This is a genomic window from Aeromonas enterica (genome assembly GCF_054052465.1).
In genome coordinates this window covers 194,001-217,709 of sequence record NZ_JBSTYL010000004.1, presented here as the reverse complement: position 1 = coordinate 217,709, position 23,709 = coordinate 194,001, and the positions used below count along the sequence as shown (strand labels likewise).

Genomic DNA, 23,709 nt, shown 5'->3' with positions numbered 1-23,709 from the left:
ATAACAAGATCAATCGCCTGTCTCACGCCCCTCGGCATTGAGCGCGATACGCCACCCTTCCAGTTGCGCGGGCTCGCTGCCGCTGGGCAGCAGGGCGTGGCTGCGCAGCCGCACGGTAAAGCAGCTCCCCTGCCCCGGGGTGGAGTCCACCAGCAGCTCTCCGCCCCAGCGACTGATGATGCGGTGGCTCAGGGCCAGCCCCAGCCCGGTGCCGGTGGCGCGGGTGGTGAAGAAGGGGTCGAAGATCTTGTCGATAATCGCCGCCTCGATGCCGCTGCCGTTATCGATCACCCGCACCTCGGCCCCGCGCAGCTGACCCAGTTCATCGAACCAGTCGCGGCTCTCGACCCGGATCTCCCCCTGCTCCCCCAACGCGTGGCTGGCGTTGACCAAGAGGTTTATCAGCACCTGCAACAACTGCTGGCGATCCGCCTCGATGGGCTGCAGCGCCCTGAGATCGGCCACCAGCTCCACCTGCTGTTGGCGCAGGGCGGAGCGCACCAGGGTCAGGCTCTCCTCGATGATGGGATTGAGGTGCTGCCACACAGGCGCCGTCTCGTAATCGCCGGGGCGGGAGTATTGCAGCAGGCTGCGGGTGATGGCGCGAATGCGCTCGATCTGGGCCAGCACCAGCGCCAGCTCCTCACTGACCGGCTCGGCCGCCGCCCCCAGCTCCAGCTTCATCAGCTCCACATTGCCGAGGATCACCGCCAAGGGGTTGTTGATCTCGTGAGCCACCCCGGCCGACAGCTCGCCCAGGGCCGCCAGCTTCTCGCTGATCAGCAGCTGCTGGCGCGCCTCGGTCAGCATATGGATATGATCTTCCAGCTCGGCGGTCTTGAGCTTGAGGCTCTGGGTGCGCTCGGCCACCTTCTGCTCCAGTTCGTCGGCGCTGCGAGCCATCTGCTGCTGGTGCGCCTCCTGCCGGTCCAGCATGGCGTCGAACTGGCGACCAAGCTGGGCCAGCTCGTGATCAGGGTCGAGGGCCAGCGGGCCGATGCGGGCCGGTTGACCCGCCTGCACCTGCCGCACCACCTTGTGCATCCGCTCGATGGGGGTGAACAGATCCCGTGCGCCGCGATAGACCAGCAGGCCGGAGAGCAGCAACAGCAGCACCACGCCGGAGCCCAGCTCCACCAGATTGGTGAGATAGGTGCGGATGATGGGCCACTCGAGAAAGCCCACATAGAGCATGCCGATCCGCTCGCCGTTCGCCCCCAGCAGTGGCTCGTAGCCCGACACATACCAGGCATCCTGCACGAAGGCGCGATCGATCCACATCTCCCCTCGCCCCAGCACCTGCTCGCGCACCGGCGGCGAGACCCGGGTACCCACCGCTCGGCCAATCTGGCGACTGCTGCTGACCGGCACGTTGGTGCTCACCCGCAGATCGTCGAGAAACAGGGTGACGGTGCCAACGCTGCCATCCGGCAGGGTGCTCTTGGCAAACACCTGCCCCTTGAGCTCATCCACCAGCCGGGTGCTGCCGTTGACAAGCTCGCCCCCCTCCAGCACCGCCCAAAGCGACCCGTCGCGGCCCATCACCGGAGCCAGAGAGAGGCTGATCAGCCCCCGGTTTTCCACCGCCCTGGTGCCATCCCGTTGCCACAGCACCGCCCGCTTGGCCAACTGCGGGGAGAGGGCGAGCATCTCCTGCTGCGACCAGACCACGAAGTGGCTGACGCTGCGTCCGGCCGTGAGGGCGGCCCGCTCCTGCGCCGTCAGTTGATCCAGCTCGGGGCCACGGCGCAAGCGCAGAAAATCGAGGCCATAGTTGGCCGCCAGGGGCATCACCCAGTCATGCAGTTGATCCGGCGATTCCCGCAGCCGCAGCTGAAAGGCCCAGGCATCGCGCAGATGCTCGAGATGCTCGGTCTGGCGCTGCTGCTGCACCGTGATGGCGTGGTGGGCCACCCCGAGATCGCTGCGCACCGTGGTGAGCAGGTTCTGCCAGCTGTAGGTGAGGGTCCAGTAGAGGGTGAGCGCGATCATACCCACCAGGGTGAGCATGATGGGTACCGAGGTGAGCAGCAGCAGGCGCCAGCGTACCTTGGTTCGCACGCAGCTGGGCAGCAGGGTCAGTTTCATCGCCACCCCATCCAGTCAGCCTTCCTCATTCGATGGCCCACTCCTTGAATTTGCGATCCAGCGTCTTGCGCGCCACCCCGAGCACCCGGGAGGCGGCAGACTTGTTGCCATCATGGCTGGCCACCACTTGCAGGATGTGGGCCTTCTCCACCTCCGCCAGCGGCCACGCCAGCGGATAACCCTCCTCGCTCGTCCCCTGTTCGGCGGGCTTGCTGCTTCGCCAGTAATCCGCTGGCGGCTTGCCCAGCAGCAGGCAACGCTCGATCAGGTTGCGCAGCTCGCGCACGTTGCCGGGCCAGGGGTAAGCCTGCATCGCCACCACATCCTCGTGAGTCCAGCTTAACGAGCCCATCCCCATCTCGGCGGTGAGCTGGCGGGTGAAGTGGTGTACCAGCGCGGGGATGTCGTCGATCCGATCCCGCAGCGGCGCCACCGGCAGCGCCACCACGTTGAGGCGATAGAAGAGATCTTCGCGAAAGCGGCCCGCGTCTACCTCGGCCTTGAGGTTGCGGTTGGTGGCGGCGACGATGCGCACATCCACCGCCAGCTCGCGCTCGGCACCGACCGGGCGGATGGCCTTCTGCTCCAGCGCCCGCAGCAGGGACGATTGCATGGCCAGCGGCATCTCGCCGATCTCGTCGAGGAACAGGGTGCCCTGATGGGCGACCCGAAACAGGCCGTCACGCCCCTTGCGGGCGCCGGTAAAGGCCCCCTGCACGTGGCCGAACAGCTCGCTTTCCAGCAGCTCCGGCGCGATGGAGGCACAGTTGAGGGGCACAAAGGCCCCCATCCGGCCGGAGAGTTGATGCAGGGCGCGGGCCACCAGCTCCTTACCGGTACCGGACTCCCCCTCCACCAGCACGGCGGCGTTGGAGGGGGCGACCCGGGCGATCAGGGTTTTAAGCTCGCGGGTCTTGGCGCTGTCGCCGATCAGGGTAGGCGGGAACAGCTTGCTCACCTCCCGGCGCAGCAGCAGGTTCTCCCGCTCCATCTGGCGGCGCTCGATGACTCTGTCCACCGCCTGCACCATCTGATCGAGGTTGAAGGGCTTGAGGATAAAGTCGCTGGCGCCGAGGCGCAGCGCCTTGAGGGCGGTCTCCATATCGCCAAAACCGGTCATGAAGATGATGTCGCTGCGGCGAGTGGCCGGGTCTATGGCTTCGTGCCACTCGATGCCGGAGCGCCCCGGCAGGCGGATGTCGGCGATGATGAGATCAAAATGCAGGCGACAGCGCAGGGCTTCGGCCTCCTCCACGCTGGCGGCCGTTTCTATCTGGGCAAAGCGGCGGGCCAGCGCCTTGGCAAGGAAGCTGCGCATGCCGGGTTCGTCGTCGACAATCAGCAGGGAGAGGGCGGACCAGCGGCTGGCGGGTGCAGTCATGAAAAAAGTACCTCAGATTCGACAAGGTTCCGGGATTGTCCCACAGACCTTATAAACTGTGGGACATTTTGTCGCTAACCGGTCCCGAGTGCCAACCCCCTTTATTAAAAGCAACGAGGCCATCACGCAATTAATGCCCTTAACCGACTGTTTTCACATTAAAAACCACACTGCTGACAGCATGTGGCCAGCTTGGCACCCTGCTTGCTTAGTCCTGCCCTCTCCCCATCAACCGGATACGATGAACATCATGATCACAGGAACCGTGCGCCAACGTCTCGCCCTTGCCCTCTCGACCGCCCTGCTGCTGAGTCTCCCCTTGCTCAGTACCGCCAGCCACGCCGAAAGCGCCAAGGCACCGATCCGCCTCGCCACCACCACCAGCACAGAGCAGTCCGGCCTGCTGGGCTGGCTGCTGCCCCAGTTCACCAAGGAGACAGGCTATCCGGTGCAGGTGATGGCGGCCGGTACTGGCCAGAGCCTGAAGATGGGTGAGAACGGCGACGCGGATCTGGTGATGACCCACGCTCCGTCTGCCGAAAAAGCCTTTGTTGACGCGGGCTTTGGCATAGAGCCGGTGCACCTGATGTACAACGACTTCGTCATCGTCGGCCCGAGCCTGGATCCGGCCGGTCTGGGCAAGCTGCACGACGCCGCCAAGGCGCTGCAAGCCATCAAGGACAAAGGCCAGACCTTCATCTCTCGCGGGGACGAGTCCGGCACCCACATCAAGGAGAAGACCCTGTGGCAGGCGGCCGACGTCAAACCCGAGTTCGCCGGCTACAAATCCATCGGCCAGGGCATGGGGCCAACCCTGACCATGGCCTCGGAGCTCGGTGCCTACACCCTGACTGACCGCAGCACCTGGCTCGCCTACCAGAGCAAGCTGGATCTCGCCGTGCTGCTGGAGGGCGACAAGCGTCTGTTCAACCCCTATCAGGTGATCCTGGTCAACCCCAAGCGCTACCCTGATCTCAACACCGACGGGGCCCGTACCCTGAAGAACTGGCTGGTCTCCGAACATGGCCAGCAGCTTATCGGTGACTTCAAGGTGGCCGGACAGGCGCTGTTTGTGGCCGATGCCAACGGAAAATAATGCCGACTCTGCTGGATACGACCGCATTGACGACCCTCGCCCTGCCCCATGAGGCAAGTGTCTGATGCCAACTCTGGTCGAGACGACGCTGGCGGCGCTTGCCCTGCTGTTCGGTGGCGACACGGATCTGTGGCAGGTGGTGGGCGTCTCCTTCTCCGTCTCCTGCCTGGCACTGGCGCTGGTGCTGGTGCCGGCGCTGCTGCTCGGCTTTGCGCTGGCCTATCTGCCGATCCCGGCGCGCTGGCTCTGGCTCTCCTGCATCAATACCCTGCAGTCGGTGCCGACCGTGGTGATCGGCCTCTTGCTCTACATGTTGCTGTCGCGGGCCGGCCCTTTCGGCGACTGGAAGATGCTGTTCACCCAGCAGGCCATGGTGGTGGGGCAGATGCTGATCGCCTTCCCCGTCATCGCCACCATGGCCCACGCCGCCTTTATCCAGAGCGACAGGCGCGCCTGGGAGACGGCGCTCACTCTGGGACTCTCCTGGCCGAGGGCACTGCTCGGGCTGATGCGCGAGTGCCGCTTCGGTCTCTTGGCGGCGGTGATCGGCGCCTTCAGCCGCATCGTTACCGAGGTGGGTTGCTCCATGATGGTGGGCGGCAATATTCTGCACTTCACCCGCAACATCCCCACCGCCATCGCGCTGGAAACCCAGAAGGGCGCCTTTGCCCAGGGGGTGGCGCTGGGCATAGTGCTACTGAGCCTGGCCCTGCTGCTCAACCTGCTGCTGACCGCGTGCCGTGGTCACAGTTATTTGAAAAACTGACCATGCCCTCACCTTTTATCAACTGGAGTACCCCATGGCCCTGACCGCCCACCAGCTGATGATGCGCTTTGGCGAGCGCAACCTGTTCCAGATAGAGCGGCTCTCCATCGCGGCGGGCGACGCCATCTGGCTGCGCGGGGCGAACGGGGTGGGCAAGACCACATTGCTCAAGATACTGGCGGGCCTGCTGACGCCGACCCGGGGCCACACCAACCTCGCCTGCGGTTGGCGCGCCAGGCTCGAACAGTGGATCACACGGGATCCCGGGCCTGGCCGGGTCACCTATCTGCACCAGACCCCCTATCTGTTCGATCGCAGCGTACACGACAACGTGGCCTGGGCCCTCGGCCATCAGGCCGCCGACGAGGTGCGGGTGTTCGAGGCGCTGCGCCGGGTCGAGCTGGAGGGACTGGCGCGCGAGCACATCAGTATTTTGTCCGGTGGCGAGCGCCAGCGTCTGGCCATGGCCCGCGCCTGGGCGCTGCAACCCGCCTTTCTGCTGATGGATGAACCCACCGCCAATCTGGATGCACATTCGGTTGCCCTGATGGCCGCCTTGGCGCAAGATCTGCGGGAACAGGGCAGCGGCCTGGTCATCATCAGCCACCAGAGCAACGATCTGACTGACCTGTGCGAGCGGCAATGGACCCTCGCCCGTGGCCGGCTGCACGAACCCACCCCTTTGAAAATCATCGAGCGACATGACCTCAAACAGCGAACCCCGTACTGACCGCTTTCCCGTCTCTGCCGTCGTGCTGGCCGGTGGCCGCGCCACCCGCCGGGGGGGCGAAGACAAGGGCTGGATCCCGCTTGCGGGCCGCCCGCTCATCGACCACGTGCTTGACCGGCTGCGCCCCCAGGTCGACGAGATCCTGATCAACGCCAATCGCAGTCAGGCCCGCTATCAGGCGCTGGCCCCCGTCATCAGCGACGACAACCCGGACTATCTGGGCCCGTTGGCGGGCATGCAGGCCGGCCTTGCCGCCGCCCGTCACGACTGGGTGCTGTTCGTCCCCTGCGACGGCCCCGCTCTACCCCATGATCTGATGAACCGCTTTCGCGCCGCCCTCACCCCGCAGACTGAACTGGTGGTGGCCCACGACGGCGACTGGTTGCAACCCGTGGTGGCCCTGCTGCACAAGTCCCTGCTGCCGTCGCTCACCCTTGCCCTGGCCGAGGGGGAGCGCAAGATAGATATCTGGTTTGCCCGCCACCGGATGGCGGTGGTGAGCTTTGCCGACCAGCCGGATGCCTTCATCAATCTCAACAGTCCTGCCGAGCTGGCCGCCTACGAGACGCGCCTGCTGAACTCGTCTACCGACCCCCAACAAGGAGCCACCCCATGACCCCGGCCCCCACCCTTCCCCTGCTCGGCTTTGCCGCCTGGAGCGGTACCGGCAAGACCACCTTGCTGGAGCAGCTCATCCCCCTGCTGGTGAGTCGTGGCCTGCGCCTTGGGGTGCTCAAGCACGCCCACCACGACTTTGACATTGACCAGCCGGGCAAGGACAGCCATCGCCTGCGCAAGGCCGGCGCCAGCCAGATGATGGTCGCCTCCCGCCGCCGCCACGCCCGCATCATTGAAACCGATCTGGCCGAGGCCGATTTTTGCGAGCTGCTGGCCAGCTTCGATCAAACCCGCCTCGACCTGCTGCTGGTGGAGGGGTTCAAACACGAACATTTCCCCAAGATAGAGCTGCACCGCACGGCGCTGGGCAAGCCGCTGCTGTTCCCGGAAGATGGCGACATCATCGCCCTGGCAAGCGATCAGCCCCAGGAAACTACCCTGCCCCGGCTCGACATCAACGATCTGGCCGCCATCGCTGACTTCGTCTGCGCGTACCTCGAGCGCAGCCGGCAGCAAGAACAGGCGCCGGGGGCCGGTTTTCTGTCGGTCGAGGGTGCCCGCCAGGCCATTCTTGATGCACTCGAGCCCGCGACCCGCAGCATCGACCTGCCGCTCGCCCGCTGCCACGGCGCCGTGCTGGCAAGCGATCTGGTCAGCCCCATCAATGTGCCCCCCCACGCCAACTCGGCGATGGACGGAATTGGCCTGCGCGGCGACGACCTCGCCGCCGGCCGCTGGCAACTGGTGGGTCAGGTGTTGGCGGGCCAGCAACACCACGAGCCGGTACTGGCGGGTCAGGCGGTGCAGATCATGACGGGCGCGCCGCTGCCCCCCGGCGTCGATACCGTGGTGATGCGCGAAGAGACCCAGTTTGAGGGTGATTGGGTCACCCTCAGCGCCCCCATCAAGGCGGGGCAGAACGTGCGTCTGGCCGGGGAAGATCTCGCCAAGGGCGCGGTCGCCATCCCGGCCGGGACTCGTCTCGGCGCCCCCCAGCTGGGACTGGCGGCGTCGCTCGGTCAAGCCACTCTCAACGTGCGTACCCCGCTCAAGGTGGCGCTGTTCAGCACGGGTGACGAGGTGCAGGCGCCGGGCGAGACGCTGGCCCCGGGCCATATCTTCGACAGCAACCGCTTCACCCTGATGGCACTCATCGCCGCCGCCGGCTGCGAGGTGATGGACCTTGGCATCATTCCCGATGATCCCGCCATCCTGCGCCGACAGCTGGAGCAAGCCGCAGCCGACGCCGATCTGGTGCTGAGCTCGGGCGGGGTGTCGGTGGGCAATGCCGACTTCATCAAGCAGGTGCTGGCGGAACTGGGCCAGATCGCCTTCTGGCGCATCCAGATGCGGCCGGGCCGCCCACTGGCGTTTGGCACGCTGGGGGCGACTCCCTTCTTCGGCCTGCCGGGCAATCCGGTGGCGGCCATGGTCTGCTTCCTGCAATTTGTCGAGCCCGCCATCGCCCGCCTGCAGGGCCGGGTCTGGCAGCCGCTGCGCCTGTCGGCACAGGCCGAGCAGAAGATGCAGAGCCGGCCGGGGCGCACCGAGTTTCTGCGCGGCATCTTCCATCAGGATGCCAGTGGCGTGCTGCGGGTGCGCACCACGGGGCCGCAGGGCTCCGGTATTCTCAGCTCCATGGCCAATGCCAACTGCCTGATTGAAATTGTCCCCGCCCAGCCGGCCATCGCGGTCGGCGAGCGGGTCTGGATCCACCCACTCCAGGGACAAGTGGCCTGATACATAGCAAGCACCCCGCCGGGCGTGGCGGGGTGCTTGCGCCCATGACTCGAGGCTTGTCCCTTGCGCCTGAATACCCCGCTCTCCCGGCTCGATCTGCTGATCTATGGCCACTATCGCATCGTCCACGGCCTGCGCATCGCGCTTGCCTTCATGCTCACCTTTCTGCTGACCCGTGAACTCAAGCTGCCGGAAAGCACCTGGCCGCTGATCACGCTGGTGGTGGTGATGGGCCCCATCTCGTTCTGGGGCAATGTGCTGTCACGCGCCCTGCAACGGGTGGTCGGCACCATCTTCGGCGCCGGTTGCGGTGTGGTGGCGCTCTATCTGGAGCTCTACTCCCTGCCGCTGACCCTGCTGTGGTGCGGCTGCATCATGTTCCTGTGCGGCTATCTGGCGCTCGGCAAGCGCCCCTACGTGGGGCTGCTCATCGGCATCACCCTGGGCGTCACCATGGGGGCCATGCCAGGGGACATAGAGACGGCACTGTGGCGCAGTGCCGACGTGATCCTGGGCTCCCTGCTGGCGCTGCTGTTTTGCAGCATCTACCCCCAGCGCGCCTACAGCCACTGGCGGCTGCAGATGCACGACACCCTGCTGCAGGCGCACCGGCTCTACCATACCCACCTCTCCCCCAATATTCTGGAACGACCCAGGCTGGCCCAGAGCCACTCTCGCCTGCTCTCCAAGATGGTGAGCCTGCGCCCCCTGCTGACCCCGGCGGTCAAGGAGACCCGCCTTGGCAGCGCCCTGTTCGAGGCCATCCAGACCACGATGCGCAACACCCTCTGCACTCTGGAGATGCTGGCCAACACCTATTGGAGTGATCGCCAGAGCCACTTTCTGATGCAGAGCACCCCCGAGCTGCGCGCCTGTCAGCAGGCGACCGAGGCCGTGATGATCCAGCTGGCATTGATGCTCAAGAGCGGCGAGTTGAACGGGGCTGAACAGGCCATCAGCGAGTTGCAGGAGGCCGCGACCCGGGTGCGGCTCGATGCCGGTGGCGAGGCCGCCATCAGCGGCTATCTCTGGCTGAGTCTGCAGCTCACCGAGCAGCTCACCCACTTGCGCCGTCTGCTGGGGCTGGTGATGTACCCGCCCCGCAGTCAGAGCCGCCCATAGCAAAACGCCCCGCAATGCGGGGCATTGTCATATCGCGCAGAGCACTCGGGCCTGGTGTGCAACAAGGGTCAACTGGCATCCGCCAGCGGCTGCTCGACCGTGAGGTAGATGGAGAAATCCTTGATCCCCGCCTGCAGGGCAGCAAAACAGTCGGGGTCTATGGCAGATCCCAGCTGCTCGGCCATCATCTCCAGCGCCCTGGGCACGGGTATCGCCCCGCGATAGGGCCGCTTGGCGGTGATGGCATCGAAGATGTCGGCCGTGGTGATGATGCGGGTCTCGAGGGCAATCTCGTCGCCCGCCAGTCCCCTGGGATAACCTTTGCCGTCGAGTCGCTCATGATGGGCCCCCGCCACCTGGGCCAGCTCCTTGAAGACGCCGATCCGGCTCAGGATCTCCTCTGTGTAGGCGGCATGCATCTGCACCGCCACCCACTCATCGGCATTCAGCTTGTCCGGTTTGTCGAGGATGGCGTTGCTCACCCCAAGCTTGCCCACGTCGTGCAGCAGGGCGCCCCGCTTGAGCCAGCGCCGCCGTGGCTCCGGGATCCCCATCTGGGTGGCGAGGATGTCGGTATAGAGCGCCACCCGGCCGCTGTGACCTGCGGTGTAGGGACTCTTGGAGTCCACCACCTGACCGAAGGCGGCGGCGATCTCGTCCAGATAGTCCTCGTCGAGCGCCACCTCCCCCTGCCCGGAGGCATGACTAAACACCCACTCCGCCAGTTGGGGATCCGCTAGCCCTTGCCAGAAATGCTCATCGGCCATGGCTTCGAACTGCCTGACCAGCTCGGGATCAAACCAGCTGCCGCTGCGCCCGCGCAGCTCCTTGAGCACTGCCTGCGGGCCTGCGGCGGCATGAAACACATCCACCACCTGACAGAGCAGGGCGATACGGGAGAAGAGCGGGATCGCCTCACCGGCCAGCTGCAACGGCCGCCCCTTGCCATTCCAGTGCTCGTCGAGAGAGAGGATCCCAGCGGCCACCTCATCGCTGAAGCGCAGCTGGCGAGCGATATCGGCACCGCGATGGCAGCGGGTCTGGATCAGCTCGTTGGCAATCTGATCGCCGTTGCGAAAGATGTGAAACAGGCTGCGAAAGCGCCCCAGCAGATCGGCCTGCAGGCCGGTGTGGCCCAGCACGAAGTTGACCACCTCGGAGAGGGAGCCATCCACCAGCTTGAAATCGCGTTTGAAGTGCAGATCGTCGGTGAGATAGAGCTCGCAGATGCGGGCCGCATTGCTGCTGCAACCGAGATCCTTGAGCAGCAGGGTGTAATAGAGGTCGTGGCGCTGCCCGGCATCCAGGCCAAGCCGCTCCCCCAGCCGGGAACCTATCCAGCAACAACGGATGCAGTGCCCTCTGGGTTGACCCTCAGTCATGTCGAGGGCATGACTGAGGGAACCGATCAGTTCCGATAATCGCAGACCGCTGAAGGTCATGAGCTACTCCCTTAGCCGCACGGCAATCTTGTCTGCTGGGAATATATACTCAATCCTGGCGGAACGGATCAGGATTCAGACGAAATCAGGCCGCGGCCCTGCGGGTACTCATCACTTCGTCAAGCTGGGCCTTAGTCAAGGTTGAAACCAGCCGGCCATCGAAGTAGATATCCAGCTGCTCGCCGCGTTTTTCACCGCGCATCAGGCTGCTGCGACCATCCAGATAGTGCACTTCCATCTGGGCGGTGCGCTCGTCCGGATAACTCATCTCAATCTCGCGTACCCCTTGTGGCAGCATGGCCAAGGGCACCTTGTTGAGGGAAGGGTCCAGGTGCTGGTTGACCTTGATCAGGGCATCAAGCTTCTTATCCACCAGCGCCGGCGACTTGCCGGTGATAGGGTTCTTGCCCGACCAGAACTCTATGGTATTGAACACGAACAAGTCCGCCGTCGCTGCCAAACCATAGACGGGAGAGAGCAGCAGGAAGACCCCGGCCCGACCGTAACGGTTGTCCACCACACTGAGGTTGCCCTTGGTCACCATGGAGGAGAGCCCCATCTGCCCCATGCAACCACTCAACCCCATGCTCGCAAGCATGCCCGCCAACAGGGCCAAGGCCCTGCTTTTTGCTCTTGTTGCCATTACGTTTTCTTGCTCCAGAATCATGAGGCGGCAAGCCTAAACAGGCCGCCCCCGGCGGGCAATTGACAAGGAGGGAGCGATACAGCAAGGGTTCAGATTGGTGTGTCGACTGCTCGGAATTGATACAGAAAATCAAAATAGTCATCAGGGGACAGCCCGCACCCTCGGGACACAGGCTGCACAGGATCAGATCGATAGGTTGGAGACGGTGGTCGACACGTTGTTGGCCTCCCGCCGGATCTCGACCATCACCTCATTGACCTTGTCGATCTGTTGCTTGCCGAGCTCGGCGCTGCTGGCCACACCGGCCATGTCGTCCGTGACCCTGGCCGTCAGCTCGCGGTTTTTCTGCACCACGGTGGCAATCTCACTGGTGGAGAGGGAGGTTCTGGCCGCCAGTTGCCGCACCTCGTCAGCCACCACGGCAAATCCGCGCCCCTGCTCCCCGGCGCGAGCCGCTTCAATGGCCGCATTGAGCGCCAGCAGGTTGGTCTGGTCGGCGATGCTGCTGATGGTGGAAACGATGGCCTCGATACTCTTGGATTGATCATTGAGCTGATTGATCAGCTGGATGGTCTTGTCCACCTGTTTGCTGATGAGCGAGGAGGTATCCACCACGGATTGCAGCAAGTCGGCCCCCTGTTCGGCACTGCGCAAGGTTTCCTGCGCCGTGCTATGGGCCACCTGGGCGGCATCCCTGACGGCATGACTCTTGGTTACCCGTTCCGTTATCTCGCTGGCAAACTTGATCACCCGATTCACCTTGCCGCTCTCATCCCGGATCGGGTTGTAGGTAGCTTCCAGCCAAATGGTATCGCCGTGGCTGTTGTGACGCATGAAGAGGCCGGATTTGAACTGGCCATGGGCCAGCTCTTCCCAGAAATGGGGCTGCTCCTGATAGAAGGCGTCATCACAGAACATACGGTGATGGTGTCCCTTGATCTGGGAGAGGCTGTAGCCCATGCAGCTCAGAAAGTTGGCATTGGCGGAGATCACTTCCCCCGCCGGCGTGAACTCGATCATGGCGAGGGAGCGATCCAGCGCCTGGGCGATCGCTTCCTGATTCTGCCACTGCTGATGCTGCTCGGTCACATCACTGGCAATCTTGATCACCTGAGTCACCCGGCCATGCTGTTTTACCGGGAAATAGGTCGCCTCCAGCCAGATCGCCTCGCCTCGCTTGCTCAGACGCGGGAAGACCCCGGATTTGACCCGCCCCTGCTTGAGCTGAGCCCAGAATTGCTGGTAATCGGAAGATTGGGACAGCGTCTTGCTGCAAAACATCCGGTGATGTTGACCCTGCAGCTCTGCGGCGCTGTAACCCATCAGAATCAAAAATGGCTCGTTGGCCTCCAGGATACCGCCGTCCGGCGTAAAGATGATGGTAGCGACGCCACCCTTGACGGCATCGACAAATCCCTGCAGTTCGGCGAGCTGCGTCTGGCAGGCCTGCAGTTGCGCCTTCAGCTTGTTATTGAACATGAATGTCAACCTCTGTGCTGACGATGTGAGAACTGACAAAAAACACCCGCAACCAATGTGAGCGAGCATGAGTCTGATCATAGTTGAGCACAGCCGCGCGAAAAATGAAGCGCGCAAGGGCACGCAGTGTAGAGAAACACAACGATGGCGCCAAGGGCGCCAGCGCGGATGCCGACACAAACCGGACCAGCTCTCGCCATAGGCGGGCTCAATGTCCCGGCAACCACTCCAAATAAGCCGAATTGGCCACAAAACCAGCGCGTTCATACAGAGGACGCCCCTCATCGCTGGCATGCAGCCACACCTTGCCCAATTGTTCGGCCCGGGCATAGGCCGCCATGGCATTGAGCAGCGCACTGGCCATGCCCTGTTTGCGGTACTCCGGCAGGGTATACATGTTGAGCAGATAAGCCTCCCGCCCCGACAGATTGCCGGGATAGGGTGGCCGCACAAACAGTGCCAGCGTGCCACTCGCCACCACCTCTCCCCCGACCTCGACCAGCCAGGAGCACGCACTGCCATCGGCCTGGGCCGTGTTGAAATAGCTGCGGGTCGCTCGCCAGAGATCCTGATCGGCCAGCGGATCGCTCAACTCACCCACCTCACAAAATAGCCTCATGCGCAAACTGATCAGAGCCGGGATATCCGCCTGCGTTGCCTGACGAATGATCATCGGCATCTTTCACCCCATCGATACACCAAACATGACAAAACGCGCCCGGAAGCGCGTCTTGTGAAAAAACAGTGTGATGAGTTCAGGACCTTCTGGCAAGGCGCCATTGGTCACACGTCAGCGGGCCTGGTCCCCAGAGTGCAAGGTTCAGCAGCATCCATCCCCACAACTGGTGATCATAAAAACCACCCGCCCACAGAGTGGGATAAGAGACCACGGCCATGATGTTGAACGCAAACAACAGGGCGGCGACAGGACGGGTAAAAAGCCCGAGCAGCAGCAGGAGTGGCAGCAGCAACTCGGTCGCCGTACCGACGTAAGCCGCCAGCTGCCAGGGGATCAGCGGGACCTGATACTCGAATTCAAATAGGTAGAGAGTGGCATCCCAGGCGTTCAGCTTGAGCCAGCCCGAGCGTAGAAACACCGAGGCGACCCATATCCTGGCCAGCAATAAAACGGCGCCGCTCAGCCACCAGGGCGTTGTCGAGTCCAGCGGCAGGATCAGCTTCAATTTGTTGCTTGTCATGATATTTGCTCCGCGGTTAAGCCCACATCGACCAACAGGCCGAGGGTAATGAGGTGAGGCAGATAGTCGTCTGCCTGCGGATCCTGCTCTAGCAATGCCGAGAGCGGGCGACCCTGCAGGCACCCTTCCAGCAGTCGCCACTCCCCTTCGGTCAGCGCCAGCGGCATGACCCGGCAATCGGGCCGCTTTTTTAACGCCAGCCAGGTGGGCGCCGCCAGCTCACTCACCACCTCCCCGTCATGAATGGCCATCTGCCATAGCGCCAGTACCGGATAAGCACTGTCAAACAGCCGCAGATCGCTGGCCGGCATCAGCACCAGACTCTCCCAGGCCGATGCCGGCAAGGCCGCGATACGTGCAGCCGGCCAGCTACGCGACTCCAGCGGCAGCAGACTGGCACGTTCAAGGGCCCACTCGAAACGCGCCAGCTCACCCAGCCAGAACAGGCCGGCGGTCGTCGGCAACCGGGTTAGCCAATCAGCAAAGCCGGCACCATAGTGCATGACGCTGCCTTCTTGCAGCGGCTCTGCCAATACAAACCCGCGCGCCGCTGCCGCAAAATAGTCCTCTCCTACCATGGCCTTGACCGCGGGATAGCTGCTGGCGAGCACCTCACCCAGACTCAGGATGAAATGGTTGCGGTAGACCTGCAGCACGGACTGGGCCGGGAAAATGCGTGAATGAATGTGTGGCAGGATGGCATCACCCTCCTCAAGCAGACCATCGGCAAACTGTTGTTGTCGCTGCGCCAGTTCAGACATGAAGAGCCTCCGACACTACGCGGGTGTTGACGGCCGTATCCAGTATGGCGCTGGCCCGTTCGGCCTCTGCCAGCAATACTGCCAGCGGGGGAATATCCAGATCCCATTCGATCAGGGTAGGAATGGCACGCTGGCGGCATATCTGGCGATAGAGCTCCCACACAGGTTCGGCCACGGGGGCGCTGTGGGTATCGATATAGAGGTGTCCTTCGGGCAAGGTCTTGTCGGTAAATCCGGCCAGATGAATCTCGCCGACCGTATCGAGGTTGATGGCCGCCAGATAGTCATTGCAATCAAAATCGTGGTTGAAGCCGCTGACATAAAGATTATTGAGATCAAGCAGGATGGCGCAATCGCTGCGCCGTTGCAGCTCAGCCAAAAACTCCCACTCATTCATCTCGCCAGCCAATTGCAGATAAGAGGAGGGATTTTCGATCAACAGGCGGCTGCCCAGCGCATCCTGAACCTGTGCAATTTTATCACTCATGCGGGTCAGGGCTTCCCGGGTATAGGGCACCGGCAGCAGATCGTTGAAATAGCGTCCACCTATGCTGCCCCAGCTCAGGTGCTCGGAGATCCGTACCGGCTTGATGACTGCGCTCAGGGCAGAAAGCTGGTCAAGATGGGTAAGATTGAGCTCATCGGCAGAACCGAGGGACATACCGACCCCGTGCAGGCTGATCGGGTAGTGTCGTGCCAATTCAGCAAGCACCTGAAAACCGTGGCTGTGGCGCTCGAAGTAGTTTTCGCTGTGCACCTCCAGCCAGCCGACCGCTGGCAAGGTTTGCCGGATCTCGTCGTAATGGGGTGTTCGTAATCCGATACCAATCAAGGGGTTCATTGCAAGGCTCGCTGTCACCGAACGGAAAAAAGCCACGGTGTGACCTCAAGGGCACACCGTGGCACATGTCTTACTTGGGTTGCAGTGAACCGCCAACCAACTTTTCGCACAGCCCCTTGGGGACCACAACGAAGGCATCGCCTTGGCCATCCATCTTGGCGGTACCGGCGCAGGAGTTGGTCTTGGTGGCGCAATCGTTTTTACTTGCCTTCACCACGCCGTAGCACTTTTCCTTTTCATCGGCAGCCATGGCCGGTGCGGCAATAAACTGGGCGCCGAGAGCCAGCAAACCAGTCATAGCAGAGGCGATGGCAGTGCTCTTTTTAACGTTCATCCTGATATTCCTTGTCGTTAAGAGTGATGTGCCCGGTCCGTTGCAACCGGTGCCTGCAATAGAACCGGCCTGCCGCGAAAAAAATTTCAAAAAAAGTGCAAAACAGACACATCAATAAAAAGAACAACAAGCAACCACTTGTTTTTAAACAAATAATAAAAGCACATAGCCTGAGCCCCCTCAGTTGGCAGACCCGCTATCGCTACCGGTGGCCAGGGGTATTGACACACCACATTTCTGAACGAGTACCCATTACGCCAACATGTTCAGCTTCCACGGATAGACATGCAGGGCACGTCGACCAACACGCTTGCCTCCCTCTTTGAATAAATAAAAAAAAAGACCACTCAACAGAGTGGCCAGAAATCAAAAAAAATCAGGATACGAAATGAATAGTTCTCAGCGAAAAAACTATTCTCCTCAAGCAAAACGATATCAATCCCAAGCTGAATGGCAGCCCAACCACCGCCAGAAAACAGTGTAAAAATTAATCGCGGCGCCAGCATGACCAGCCCGGAGGTGCGCCAGTGATCCGGCGCAAACACCATCAGGTGTCAGCGTCACCAGATGGATAAACCCGACATCGATACTGCTATCTATCAGACTTTTTGGGGTGCCACTGTAGCAATGGTGGTGGTTGTTTTTTGTTCGTGTTAGGCCTGGATTCAGCATCGTCTGTTATGTTGAGCAGCCATGTTTGTGTATGGTCCCATTATGTCGTTGTCACTTCCTGCGCTCGATTTTTCCCGCCCCTGGCTTCGCTTTGGCTGTGCTCTGCTGCTGTTCAGTGTGCCCTTCTTGCTAGGGGGCTGGGCGCTGTACAACAGTTACATGCGCACGCTTGATCGTCAGTCCGAACATTCGGCCAGGCAGGCGATTACTCTAATGGAAACCATGCTGGCGCATGCCGAAAGTGCCAACAGGACACTATTTCCCTTCATAGAGCAGCCTTGTGAACAAGCCTTGTTCACCCTGCGCCAACAGGTGGCACTGGTACCGTTTGTACGCACCGTCAACTTGGTGGGAGAGCAAGGGGTCTATTGCAATTCGCTGCTCGGTGCCATCCAGTGGCCTGACCGGATTGAAAGCTACAGCGATGGACGCCTACGATTGATGGCGGGCAATCAGGTCCGTGTCGATCACCCCTTGCTGGTCCTTCGTTCTCGCTATGGCAAGGGCGCAACCTTCAGCACTATCGACGGAGATTACCTGCGCTTTATGCTGGTGCTCAGTGGCCAGCCCTGCCAGGTGCTGCTTCACGTCGGGCAGCAGTGGCTGGATGAGGACGGTGTATTAAGGAAGGACTCACTCTCCCTACCCACGCTGGCCAGCCATGAGATCAGCTCCACACTCTACCCGCTCTCCATCTATGCAGGCCACGAGATCCCTTCGTTCTGGTACTCTCTGTGGCAGGCGCGACAATGGGCCATCTTGTCACTGTTGGGCATTTCCCTGGGTTTTGCCCTGCTGATCTGGTGGCTGCTGGGCCGCCCCCGCTCCCCGGAGATCGAGCTGGCGCGAGCCCTGCGAAATAGAGAATTTACCCCGTATCTGCAACCACTGGTGGAGGCTGAGGGGGGGAAAGTGATGGGTGCCGAGGTTCTGATGCGCTGGCAGCATCCGACGGCAGGGCTGATCCGTCCCGATCTCTTTATTCCCCAAGCAGAGGCGAGCGGTCTCATCGTTCCCATGACGACCATGATCATGGAGGAAGTAGCCCGGGTGCTAGGCACCGAACGGATAAAGGTTCCCCACGGTTTTCATATCAGTATCAACATCAGCGCTGCCCACTGCCGTGATATGACTCTGCTGGCGGAATGCCGCCGGTTCCTCGACTATTTTGCTCCGGGTCAGGTCGTGCTGGTACTTGAGCTCACCGAACGGGAGCTGCTGATTGCCGATCCACAGACGTTGTCGTTGTTCAAACAACTCGATGAAATGGGTGTCAGATTGGCCATTGATGACTTTGGTACCGGCCACTCCAGCCTGGTGTATTTGCAGCAGTTCCACGTTGACTATCTCAAGATCGACAAGTCCTTTATCGGGAAGATTGGCACTGAGTCCCTCTCCGAACACATAGTCGAGAATGTGATCGATCTGGGAACCCGCCTCGGTCTGTCTTTGGTCGCAGAGGGGGTCGAGACGCCGGCGCAGGCCAGTTACCTCAGGCAAAAAGGGGTCAACTATCTGCAGGGTTATCTGTTCGGCCGACCTGTGCCGCTCCATCAATTCAACGACGAACTGCCCCAACCGGAAAATGCGGCCAATCGGCAGACAGAGATACCGCCAACCAACCCGGTTTGATGATCAGGTAGTGCTGGCTCCATAGAAATAGCAACGGCACAAGATACAAAATCCCGGCATCAGCCGGGATTTTCACTGTTTGCATGATCAGGAGATGACTTGGGAACAGCGCCGTATAAGCGGGCCCAAGCAACACTTCACCATACTACGAATGCAGTGCCCTGCACGTCAGCGACTTGATGGGATCACAGCATGGAAACAAGATGAAAAAACTCAGTTATTTCAACTTGTTGTAAATGCAAAAAAGACAGCCGAAGCTGTCTTTTTTGTCTGAGGGCGAGCTTAGTAGAAGATCCGCTCGCCACGCTCGCTCATCTTGAGCCACACAGGCTTGGTGCTGGTCTTGCTCCAGATGCGGTGCAGATAGCTGTAGAAACGCGCGCGATCACTGCGAAACAGCATCACGGGGAAGGCCAGAATACCCACCAGCAGCACATAGATGCGACGAAGAATTATCTGAGTCAGAGAATAGGGATGAAACATGATAGCACTCCTTACTGGTAAGACCACCGAGCAAAGATTACTCCACATTTTGTAGTATTACTACACCAACAATCTCGTTTTTTCGCAAAAAAGTTCGCCAAAAGCCACAAAATGAAATTGGGTTACAACCATTAACTTACAAGCAACAAAACCTGGCAAAGCGGCACCGTTTGACCAGATTTAATGAGTTGGCAGTCAACATGGAGTCTGTGCGATGAAATCCGCAGAAGTGGCGATCATAGGCGTGTTGGGCCTGTTGCTCTGGTCGGAATGGCAGGATTGGCGACTCAATCAAAACGACAGCATAGAGCTAGCCTACAAGGGGGCTCCGACCATCAGCCTGTGGCAATGCGGCCAGTTGAAACAGAAGATGATGGATCTGACCGAACATTCGGCCGAGGTGCAATTTCAATTCCGTGGGCAGGATCTGGTCGAGGTCAATCGCTATCTGGAACGGGAGTGGCAACAACAGGGTTGCGAACCCTTGCTGACGCAGCAGGGATATTGAGAAAACCGGAATAGCGGGAAACAGAAATGCACACATGAATGTGTGAGGTATTACTGCAGGGATGAGGCTGAACAGAAAGATGATGGAGGCACGTTCCGGAGTCGAACCGGACTAAACGGATTTGCAATCCGCTGCATAACCGCTTTGCTAACGCGCCATGCTGACAAGGCTGATTGCCTTGAAAGTGATACCCATAGTTGGTGCTATGAGAAATTGGAGCGGGAAACGAGACTCGAACTCGCGACCCCGACCTTGGCAAGGTCGTGCTCTACCAACTGAGCTATTCCCGCCTGACTGCCGTGTGCCAGTTGCCTGACAACGAGGCGCATTATACGTACCCCAAGCGCGGGCACAACCCTTTTCTCGCACTTTTAACCCTTTCTTGTATTGTTTGCTCAGGGTTTAAACGGCTTGGCCAAAAAAACCACATCAGGCTGTGACCTCACAGGCGAAATTAAGATAAAGTCATTGAAATGATTAGTCTTTAGTCAGAGACTTGTGCCGCTTAGTAACTGGATTCTCAATTGAAAATCACACGATGAAATGGATCTTCAAGCCTCGTGGGCTCAGGCCACAGCTGATGCTGGCTTTTTTCATGTTAGGCCTGGTGCCCTTCCTGGTCGTTACCCTGTTCTTCCTCTACAGCCACGGCAAAGATCTCACCACCCAGACCTCAAACCATCTGGTGTCCGTTCGCAACATCAAGAAGAACCAGCTGGAGGACTACTTCGGCAACCTCAAAGAACAGATCATCAACTTCTCCCAGCAGGATTTTGCCGGCAACAGTATCGGCCGCTTCTATGGCTTTACCGGCGCCTTTGAAAAATTGGGCACCACGCCACAAGAGGCCCGTGCCCGTGCCCAGGCCCGCTATGTGCCCGGCTCCTGGGATCAATTGCAAAAACCCGACAACGAGGTCGACATAGAGCCCTCCATCAGCGCGCTGATCCTGGCGGACGAGATGTATGGCCGGGTACACCAGCGTTTTCACCGTGGCTACGCCGACATGGTGCGCAAGTCCAACTACAGCGACATCTTCCTCATCGATCTCAACGGCGATGTGGTCTACTCGGTCACCAAGCGCCCCAACTTCGCCACCAACCTGCTCTCGGGCCCCTATCAGGCGAGCGGCCTTGGCAGCACCTTCGCCAAGATAAAGCGCCGCCTCGACGGCGGCCAGAAGCCGCAGCAGATCTTCGAATTCACCGACTTTGGCCGCAACGAGCTGACCGGCCAGGTGGTCGCCTACATGGCCGCCCCCGTGATGCAGTACGACTATGTGCGCGGCGTGGTGATCTTCGAGCTGCTGCCGGACAAGCTCAACCAGATCATGGCAGAACGGGAAGGCCTTGGTGAAACTGGCGAGACCATCCTCATCGGGCCGGACAAACGGATGCGAGCCAATGCCTGGCTGGCGCCGGAATTCAGCGTGGAAAACAGCTTCAGCCCAAATTTCAGGCCTTTGCAGACACCACTTGTGGTCAAAACCCTCTCCGGCGAACAGGGGGTCGGACTGTTTCGCTCCTATCATGATGACGAGGTGCTGGCCGCCTATACCCAGGTGAAGGTGTTCGACACCGAGTGGGCCTTCATCGCCGAGATCTCCACCAGCGAGGCCTACCGCCCCATCCGGCAGCTGGAGACGCTGGTGATCCTGCTGGGTGCTGGCTCCCTGCTGCTGCTGATCCTGTTCTCCCGCTGGCTCTCCCACTCCATCACAGCCCCGCTGCGCTCCCTCACCGCCGCCGCCGAGCAGGTGGCCGATGGCGCCCTGGACCATCCCATCGCCATCGAGCGTACCGACGATGACATCGACCGGCTCGCCCAGGCGTTTCGCCACATGCAGCGCTCGGTGAAGGACAAGATAGAGCTCATCGAGCGCCAGACCCAGGAGCTGCAACAGCAAGTCAAACTGACCCACAAGCAGAACCTCAGCCTGCAACAGGCGGACAAGCTCAAGGATGAACTGCTGGCCAACACCTCTCACGAACTGCGCACCCCCATCCACGGCATCAAGGGGATGGCCGAGTCCATGCTCGCCAGCCAGCAGGATCTCACCGAGGGGCAGCAGAAGCAGCTCGGCCTCATCATCAAGAGCGCCGACGGCCTGGCCCGGCTGGTGGACGATCTGCTCGACTACCACCAGATGCGTTACGGCCAGCTGGAGATCCACCCGCAACCGGTCTCTTCCAAGGGGGTCATCCGGCTGGTGCTGGAGCTCTGTCAGCACCTGGTGCAGGCCAAGCCCCTTACCCTGGTGGACATAAGCCCGGCCGAACTGCCGCCGGTGCTGGCAGACGAACAGCGACTCGAACAGGTGCTCTACAACCTGGTGGGCAATGCCATCAAGTACACGCCGCAAGGAAAGGTGGTGCTGAGCGCGCTGGTGGAGGGCAACTTCCTGCGCATCAGAGTGACCGACACCGGCATCGGCATAGCCTCGGATCATTTGGAGTACATCTTCGAACCCCTGGTGCAGATGAGCCCGGAAGTGAGCAAGCAGGGGGCCGGCCTCGGCCTCTCCATCACCCGCCAGCTGGTGCACTTGATGGGAGGTGAACTCTTCGTGGAGAGCGAGCCGAGCGTCGGTTCAACCTTCGCCTTCACCCTGCCGCTCGCCAGCGGCAAGGCGGGTAGCCTGACTCTGGATAGCCGCCAGATTGAACACCAGCTGGTGCGCCAGCAGCCGCTGATCCTGCCGGACTGGGAGAGCGACGATCTGCCTCCACCCCCCGAGGGTGCGCCACTCATACTGGTGGTGGATGACGAGCCTATCAACCTGCACATACTGCGCCACCTGCTGCAGCCCTGCGGCTACCGCATACTGCCCAGCAGCGACGGCCACGATGCGCTGGCCAAGCTGGCTCAGGAGCCGGTCGATCTCATATTGCTGGACGTGATGATGCCGACCCTGTCGGGATTTGACGTCTGCCGCCGCCTGCGCCAGCAGCATCCCAAGGATCAGCTGCCGGTGCTGCTGCTCACCGCCCTCAACCAGCCCAAGGATATAGAAGAGGGCTTCAACGCCGGCGCCAACGACTATCTGGTCAAACCGTTTTGCAAAGAGGAGCTGTTTGCCCGGGTCAAAGCATTGCTGGAGGCGAGTGCCGGCCGCGCCTCTCTGGTGGAGAACCGCCTGCTGAAACAGGAGATAGAGCACCGCCTCACTCTGCAGGAGCAGTTGCATCAGGATCAGGAGCGGCTGCTTGCGCTGCTCGGCGAAGGGGCCGATCCCATGGTCTTCATCGACGAGCAGGGCACTGTGCTGTTTGCCTCCCGGGTACTGGCCCGCTTGCTGGGCCAGGAGCCGGAAGCCATGGAGGGTCAGCCGCTGGACGACTGGCTGGCAAGCCCGCTGGCCACCCAGTGGCCCGATCTGGGGGCCCGCCAGGAGCAGCGTCTGGAGTTTCTGGTAGCAGGCCTGAAAGACGAGCTCAACGCCCGCGCCCTGCCCATCAGCCTGGGGGGACAGGCCGCCTTCGCCCTCACCCTCAGCACCGAGCCGCGCCAGGACGAGAACCGGGTAATGGCGTTGGAGAACGCCCTCAAGAGCCTGTCGCGCCAGGCCATCATAGAAGACGGTCAGCTGCTGGGTGAGCTGAGCCGGTTGGGAGGTGAGTTCCGCTCGCTCGCCGACGATCTCATTCGCCAGCAGGATGACGAGCCGCTGCGCCGGGCCCTGGTGGATACCATGCGCCTCACTCTGGATGCCTGGCAGCAGAGCACGGGCAAGGGCAAGATAGTGCTGGCCGAGAAGAGCAAGCTGTGGCGCGTCTACATGGACAGATCCAGCCCGCAGACCCGTACCCTCGACAAATACCTGAGCCTGGATACCCTGCCCAAGGCGCCGCGCTGGAAGACGGTGGTGGCCACCGCCGAGTATGTGCTCACCCACGGCCCGCTGAGCGATCTCCAGCGCCAGCAGTTGCACCACAGCGCCCAGACCCTGCGTCAGCTCGCCAACCGCAAACCCTGACATGACCCGTCCCGATCTGCGCCCTGGCTCACACTTGCCGGGGCGGTTTTTTTTTGTGCAAAATTAAGCCTTCGCCATACGTCAAAACGGGAGCCGATCCAATTCACACAATTGTCATGATGAGCATATGGATGGGGACTTATTACGCCAAAGCAAATAACATAACCCAATGATTTAAAATGAGTTAAAAGCCAT

The 23,709-nt window shown here is 61.1% G+C and carries 21 protein-coding genes and 2 tRNA genes; 9 read left to right on the top strand and 14 right to left on the bottom strand.

Going from position 1 to position 23,709, the window contains the following annotated elements; translation table 11 throughout:
• Positions 1–9: 9 nt before the first annotated feature.
• Together ACW5XD_RS06930 and ACW5XD_RS06925 are read right to left on the bottom strand one after the other, a co-directional pair.
• On the bottom strand, positions 10–2,088 hold the full coding sequence (locus ACW5XD_RS06930) for a sensor histidine kinase (RefSeq protein ID WP_456494237.1): 2,079 nt from the start codon (positions 2,086–2,088) through the stop codon (positions 10–12).
• Between the two features lie 25 nt (positions 2,089–2,113).
• Positions 2,114–3,469, bottom strand: a complete 1,356-nt coding sequence (locus tag ACW5XD_RS06925; protein WP_456494236.1) for a sigma-54-dependent transcriptional regulator — start codon at positions 3,467–3,469, stop codon at positions 2,114–2,116.
• 250 nt (positions 3,470–3,719) lie between these two features.
• Here ACW5XD_RS06925 and ACW5XD_RS06920 point away from each other — a divergent pair, with 250 nt between their 5' ends.
• The 6 genes from ACW5XD_RS06920 (at position 3,720) to ACW5XD_RS06895 (ending at position 9,541) form a co-directional block, all read left to right on the top strand.
• Entirely contained in the window at positions 3,720–4,565 is an 846-nt protein-coding gene (locus ACW5XD_RS06920; RefSeq protein WP_456494235.1) for a substrate-binding domain-containing protein, read from the top strand.
• A gap of 64 nt (positions 4,566–4,629) precedes the next feature.
• Complete coding sequence (locus ACW5XD_RS06915; protein WP_065401509.1) at positions 4,630–5,331, top strand: ABC transporter permease; 702 nt, start codon at positions 4,630–4,632, stop codon at positions 5,329–5,331.
• Positions 5,332–5,365: 34 nt separating this feature from the next.
• Positions 5,366–6,061, top strand: a complete 696-nt coding sequence (locus ACW5XD_RS06910) for an energy-coupling factor ABC transporter ATP-binding protein (protein WP_456494234.1) — start codon at positions 5,366–5,368, stop codon at positions 6,059–6,061.
• Positions 6,033–6,677 (top strand): molybdenum cofactor guanylyltransferase MobA, encoded by a 645-nt coding sequence (gene mobA, locus ACW5XD_RS06905; protein ID WP_456494233.1) that lies wholly within the window; start codon positions 6,033–6,035, stop codon positions 6,675–6,677. The genes ACW5XD_RS06910 and mobA overlap by 29 nt, the downstream gene beginning before the upstream one ends.
• The gene (locus tag ACW5XD_RS06900; protein ID WP_456494232.1) at positions 6,674–8,419 is read left to right on the top strand and encodes a bifunctional molybdopterin-guanine dinucleotide biosynthesis adaptor protein MobB/molybdopterin molybdotransferase MoeA; all 1,746 of its coding nucleotides are present in this window, start codon (positions 6,674–6,676) and stop codon (positions 8,417–8,419) included. The genes mobA and ACW5XD_RS06900 overlap by 4 nt, the downstream gene beginning before the upstream one ends.
• Before the next feature lie 63 nt (positions 8,420–8,482).
• Complete coding sequence (locus ACW5XD_RS06895; protein ID WP_456494231.1) at positions 8,483–9,541, top strand: FUSC family protein; 1,059 nt, start codon at positions 8,483–8,485, stop codon at positions 9,539–9,541.
• A gap of 68 nt (positions 9,542–9,609) precedes the next feature.
• Here ACW5XD_RS06895 and ACW5XD_RS06890 read toward each other — a convergent pair whose 3' ends face one another.
• The 9 genes from ACW5XD_RS06890 to ACW5XD_RS06850 all read right to left on the bottom strand — a co-directional run bounded on the left by ACW5XD_RS06890 (position 9,610) and on the right by ACW5XD_RS06850 (position 16,791).
• Positions 9,610–10,983: an HD-GYP domain-containing protein gene (locus ACW5XD_RS06890; RefSeq protein WP_456494230.1), complete on the bottom strand. Its 1,374-nt coding sequence runs from the start codon at positions 10,981–10,983 to the stop codon at positions 9,610–9,612.
• Between the two features lie 85 nt (positions 10,984–11,068).
• Entirely contained in the window at positions 11,069–11,626 is a 558-nt protein-coding gene (locus ACW5XD_RS06885; RefSeq protein WP_456494229.1) for a DUF3332 domain-containing protein, read from the bottom strand.
• Between the two features lie 186 nt (positions 11,627–11,812).
• Positions 11,813–13,108, bottom strand: a complete 1,296-nt coding sequence (locus ACW5XD_RS06880; RefSeq protein WP_456494228.1) for a methyl-accepting chemotaxis protein — start codon at positions 13,106–13,108, stop codon at positions 11,813–11,815.
• Positions 13,109–13,316: 208 nt separating this feature from the next.
• The gene (locus ACW5XD_RS06875) at positions 13,317–13,781 is read right to left on the bottom strand and encodes a GNAT family N-acetyltransferase (RefSeq protein ID WP_456494325.1); all 465 of its coding nucleotides are present in this window, start codon (positions 13,779–13,781) and stop codon (positions 13,317–13,319) included.
• 82 nt (positions 13,782–13,863) lie between these two features.
• A complete protein-coding gene (locus tag ACW5XD_RS06870; protein WP_456494227.1) occupies positions 13,864–14,307 on the bottom strand; it encodes a DoxX family protein in 444 nt (147 codons plus the stop codon).
• Positions 14,304–15,068 carry an HvfC/BufC family peptide modification chaperone gene (locus tag ACW5XD_RS06865; RefSeq protein ID WP_456494226.1) on the bottom strand — a complete coding sequence of 255 codons (765 nt, stop codon included), beginning with the start codon at positions 15,066–15,068 and terminating at the stop codon, positions 14,304–14,306. Before ACW5XD_RS06865 ends, ACW5XD_RS06870 begins: the two co-directional genes overlap by 4 nt.
• Entirely contained in the window at positions 15,061–15,909 is an 849-nt protein-coding gene (gene bufB, locus ACW5XD_RS06860) for an MNIO family bufferin maturase (protein ID WP_456494225.1), read from the bottom strand. Before bufB ends, ACW5XD_RS06865 begins: the two co-directional genes overlap by 8 nt.
• Positions 15,910–15,979: 70 nt before the next feature.
• Positions 15,980–16,243, bottom strand: coding sequence for a BufA1 family periplasmic bufferin-type metallophore (locus tag ACW5XD_RS06855; protein WP_456494224.1), 264 nt, complete (start codon positions 16,241–16,243; stop codon positions 15,980–15,982).
• 347 nt (positions 16,244–16,590) lie between these two features.
• Positions 16,591–16,791, bottom strand: coding sequence for a hypothetical protein (locus tag ACW5XD_RS06850; protein WP_456494223.1), 201 nt, complete (start codon positions 16,789–16,791; stop codon positions 16,591–16,593).
• A gap of 166 nt (positions 16,792–16,957) precedes the next feature.
• Here ACW5XD_RS06850 and ACW5XD_RS06845 point away from each other — a divergent pair, with 166 nt between their 5' ends.
• Entirely contained in the window at positions 16,958–18,547 is a 1,590-nt protein-coding gene (locus tag ACW5XD_RS06845) for an EAL domain-containing protein (protein WP_456494222.1), read from the top strand.
• 282 nt (positions 18,548–18,829) lie between these two features.
• Here ACW5XD_RS06845 and ACW5XD_RS06840 read toward each other — a convergent pair whose 3' ends face one another.
• Positions 18,830–19,030 (bottom strand): YbfA family protein, encoded by a 201-nt coding sequence (locus ACW5XD_RS06840; RefSeq protein WP_043136007.1) that lies wholly within the window; start codon positions 19,028–19,030, stop codon positions 18,830–18,832.
• A gap of 214 nt (positions 19,031–19,244) precedes the next feature.
• Between ACW5XD_RS06840 and ACW5XD_RS06835 the strand changes: the two genes are divergently transcribed.
• Positions 19,245–19,538, top strand: a complete 294-nt coding sequence (locus ACW5XD_RS06835) for a hypothetical protein (protein WP_456494221.1) — start codon at positions 19,245–19,247, stop codon at positions 19,536–19,538.
• 83 nt (positions 19,539–19,621) lie between these two features.
• On the opposite strand, the gene ACW5XD_RS06830 is transcribed toward ACW5XD_RS06835, so the two are convergent.
• Together ACW5XD_RS06830 and ACW5XD_RS06825 are read right to left on the bottom strand one after the other, a co-directional pair.
• Positions 19,622–19,695 (bottom strand) — tRNA-Cys (locus ACW5XD_RS06830).
• Between the two features lie 57 nt (positions 19,696–19,752).
• Positions 19,753–19,828: transfer RNA gene (locus ACW5XD_RS06825), tRNA-Gly, on the bottom strand.
• A 248-nt stretch (positions 19,829–20,076) separates the two neighbouring features.
• On the opposite strand from ACW5XD_RS06825, the gene ACW5XD_RS06820 reads away from it, so the two are divergent.
• Positions 20,077–23,514 (top strand): response regulator, encoded by a 3,438-nt coding sequence (locus tag ACW5XD_RS06820; RefSeq protein ID WP_456494220.1) that lies wholly within the window; start codon positions 20,077–20,079, stop codon positions 23,512–23,514.
• The last annotated feature ends 195 nt before the right edge of the window (positions 23,515–23,709 follow it).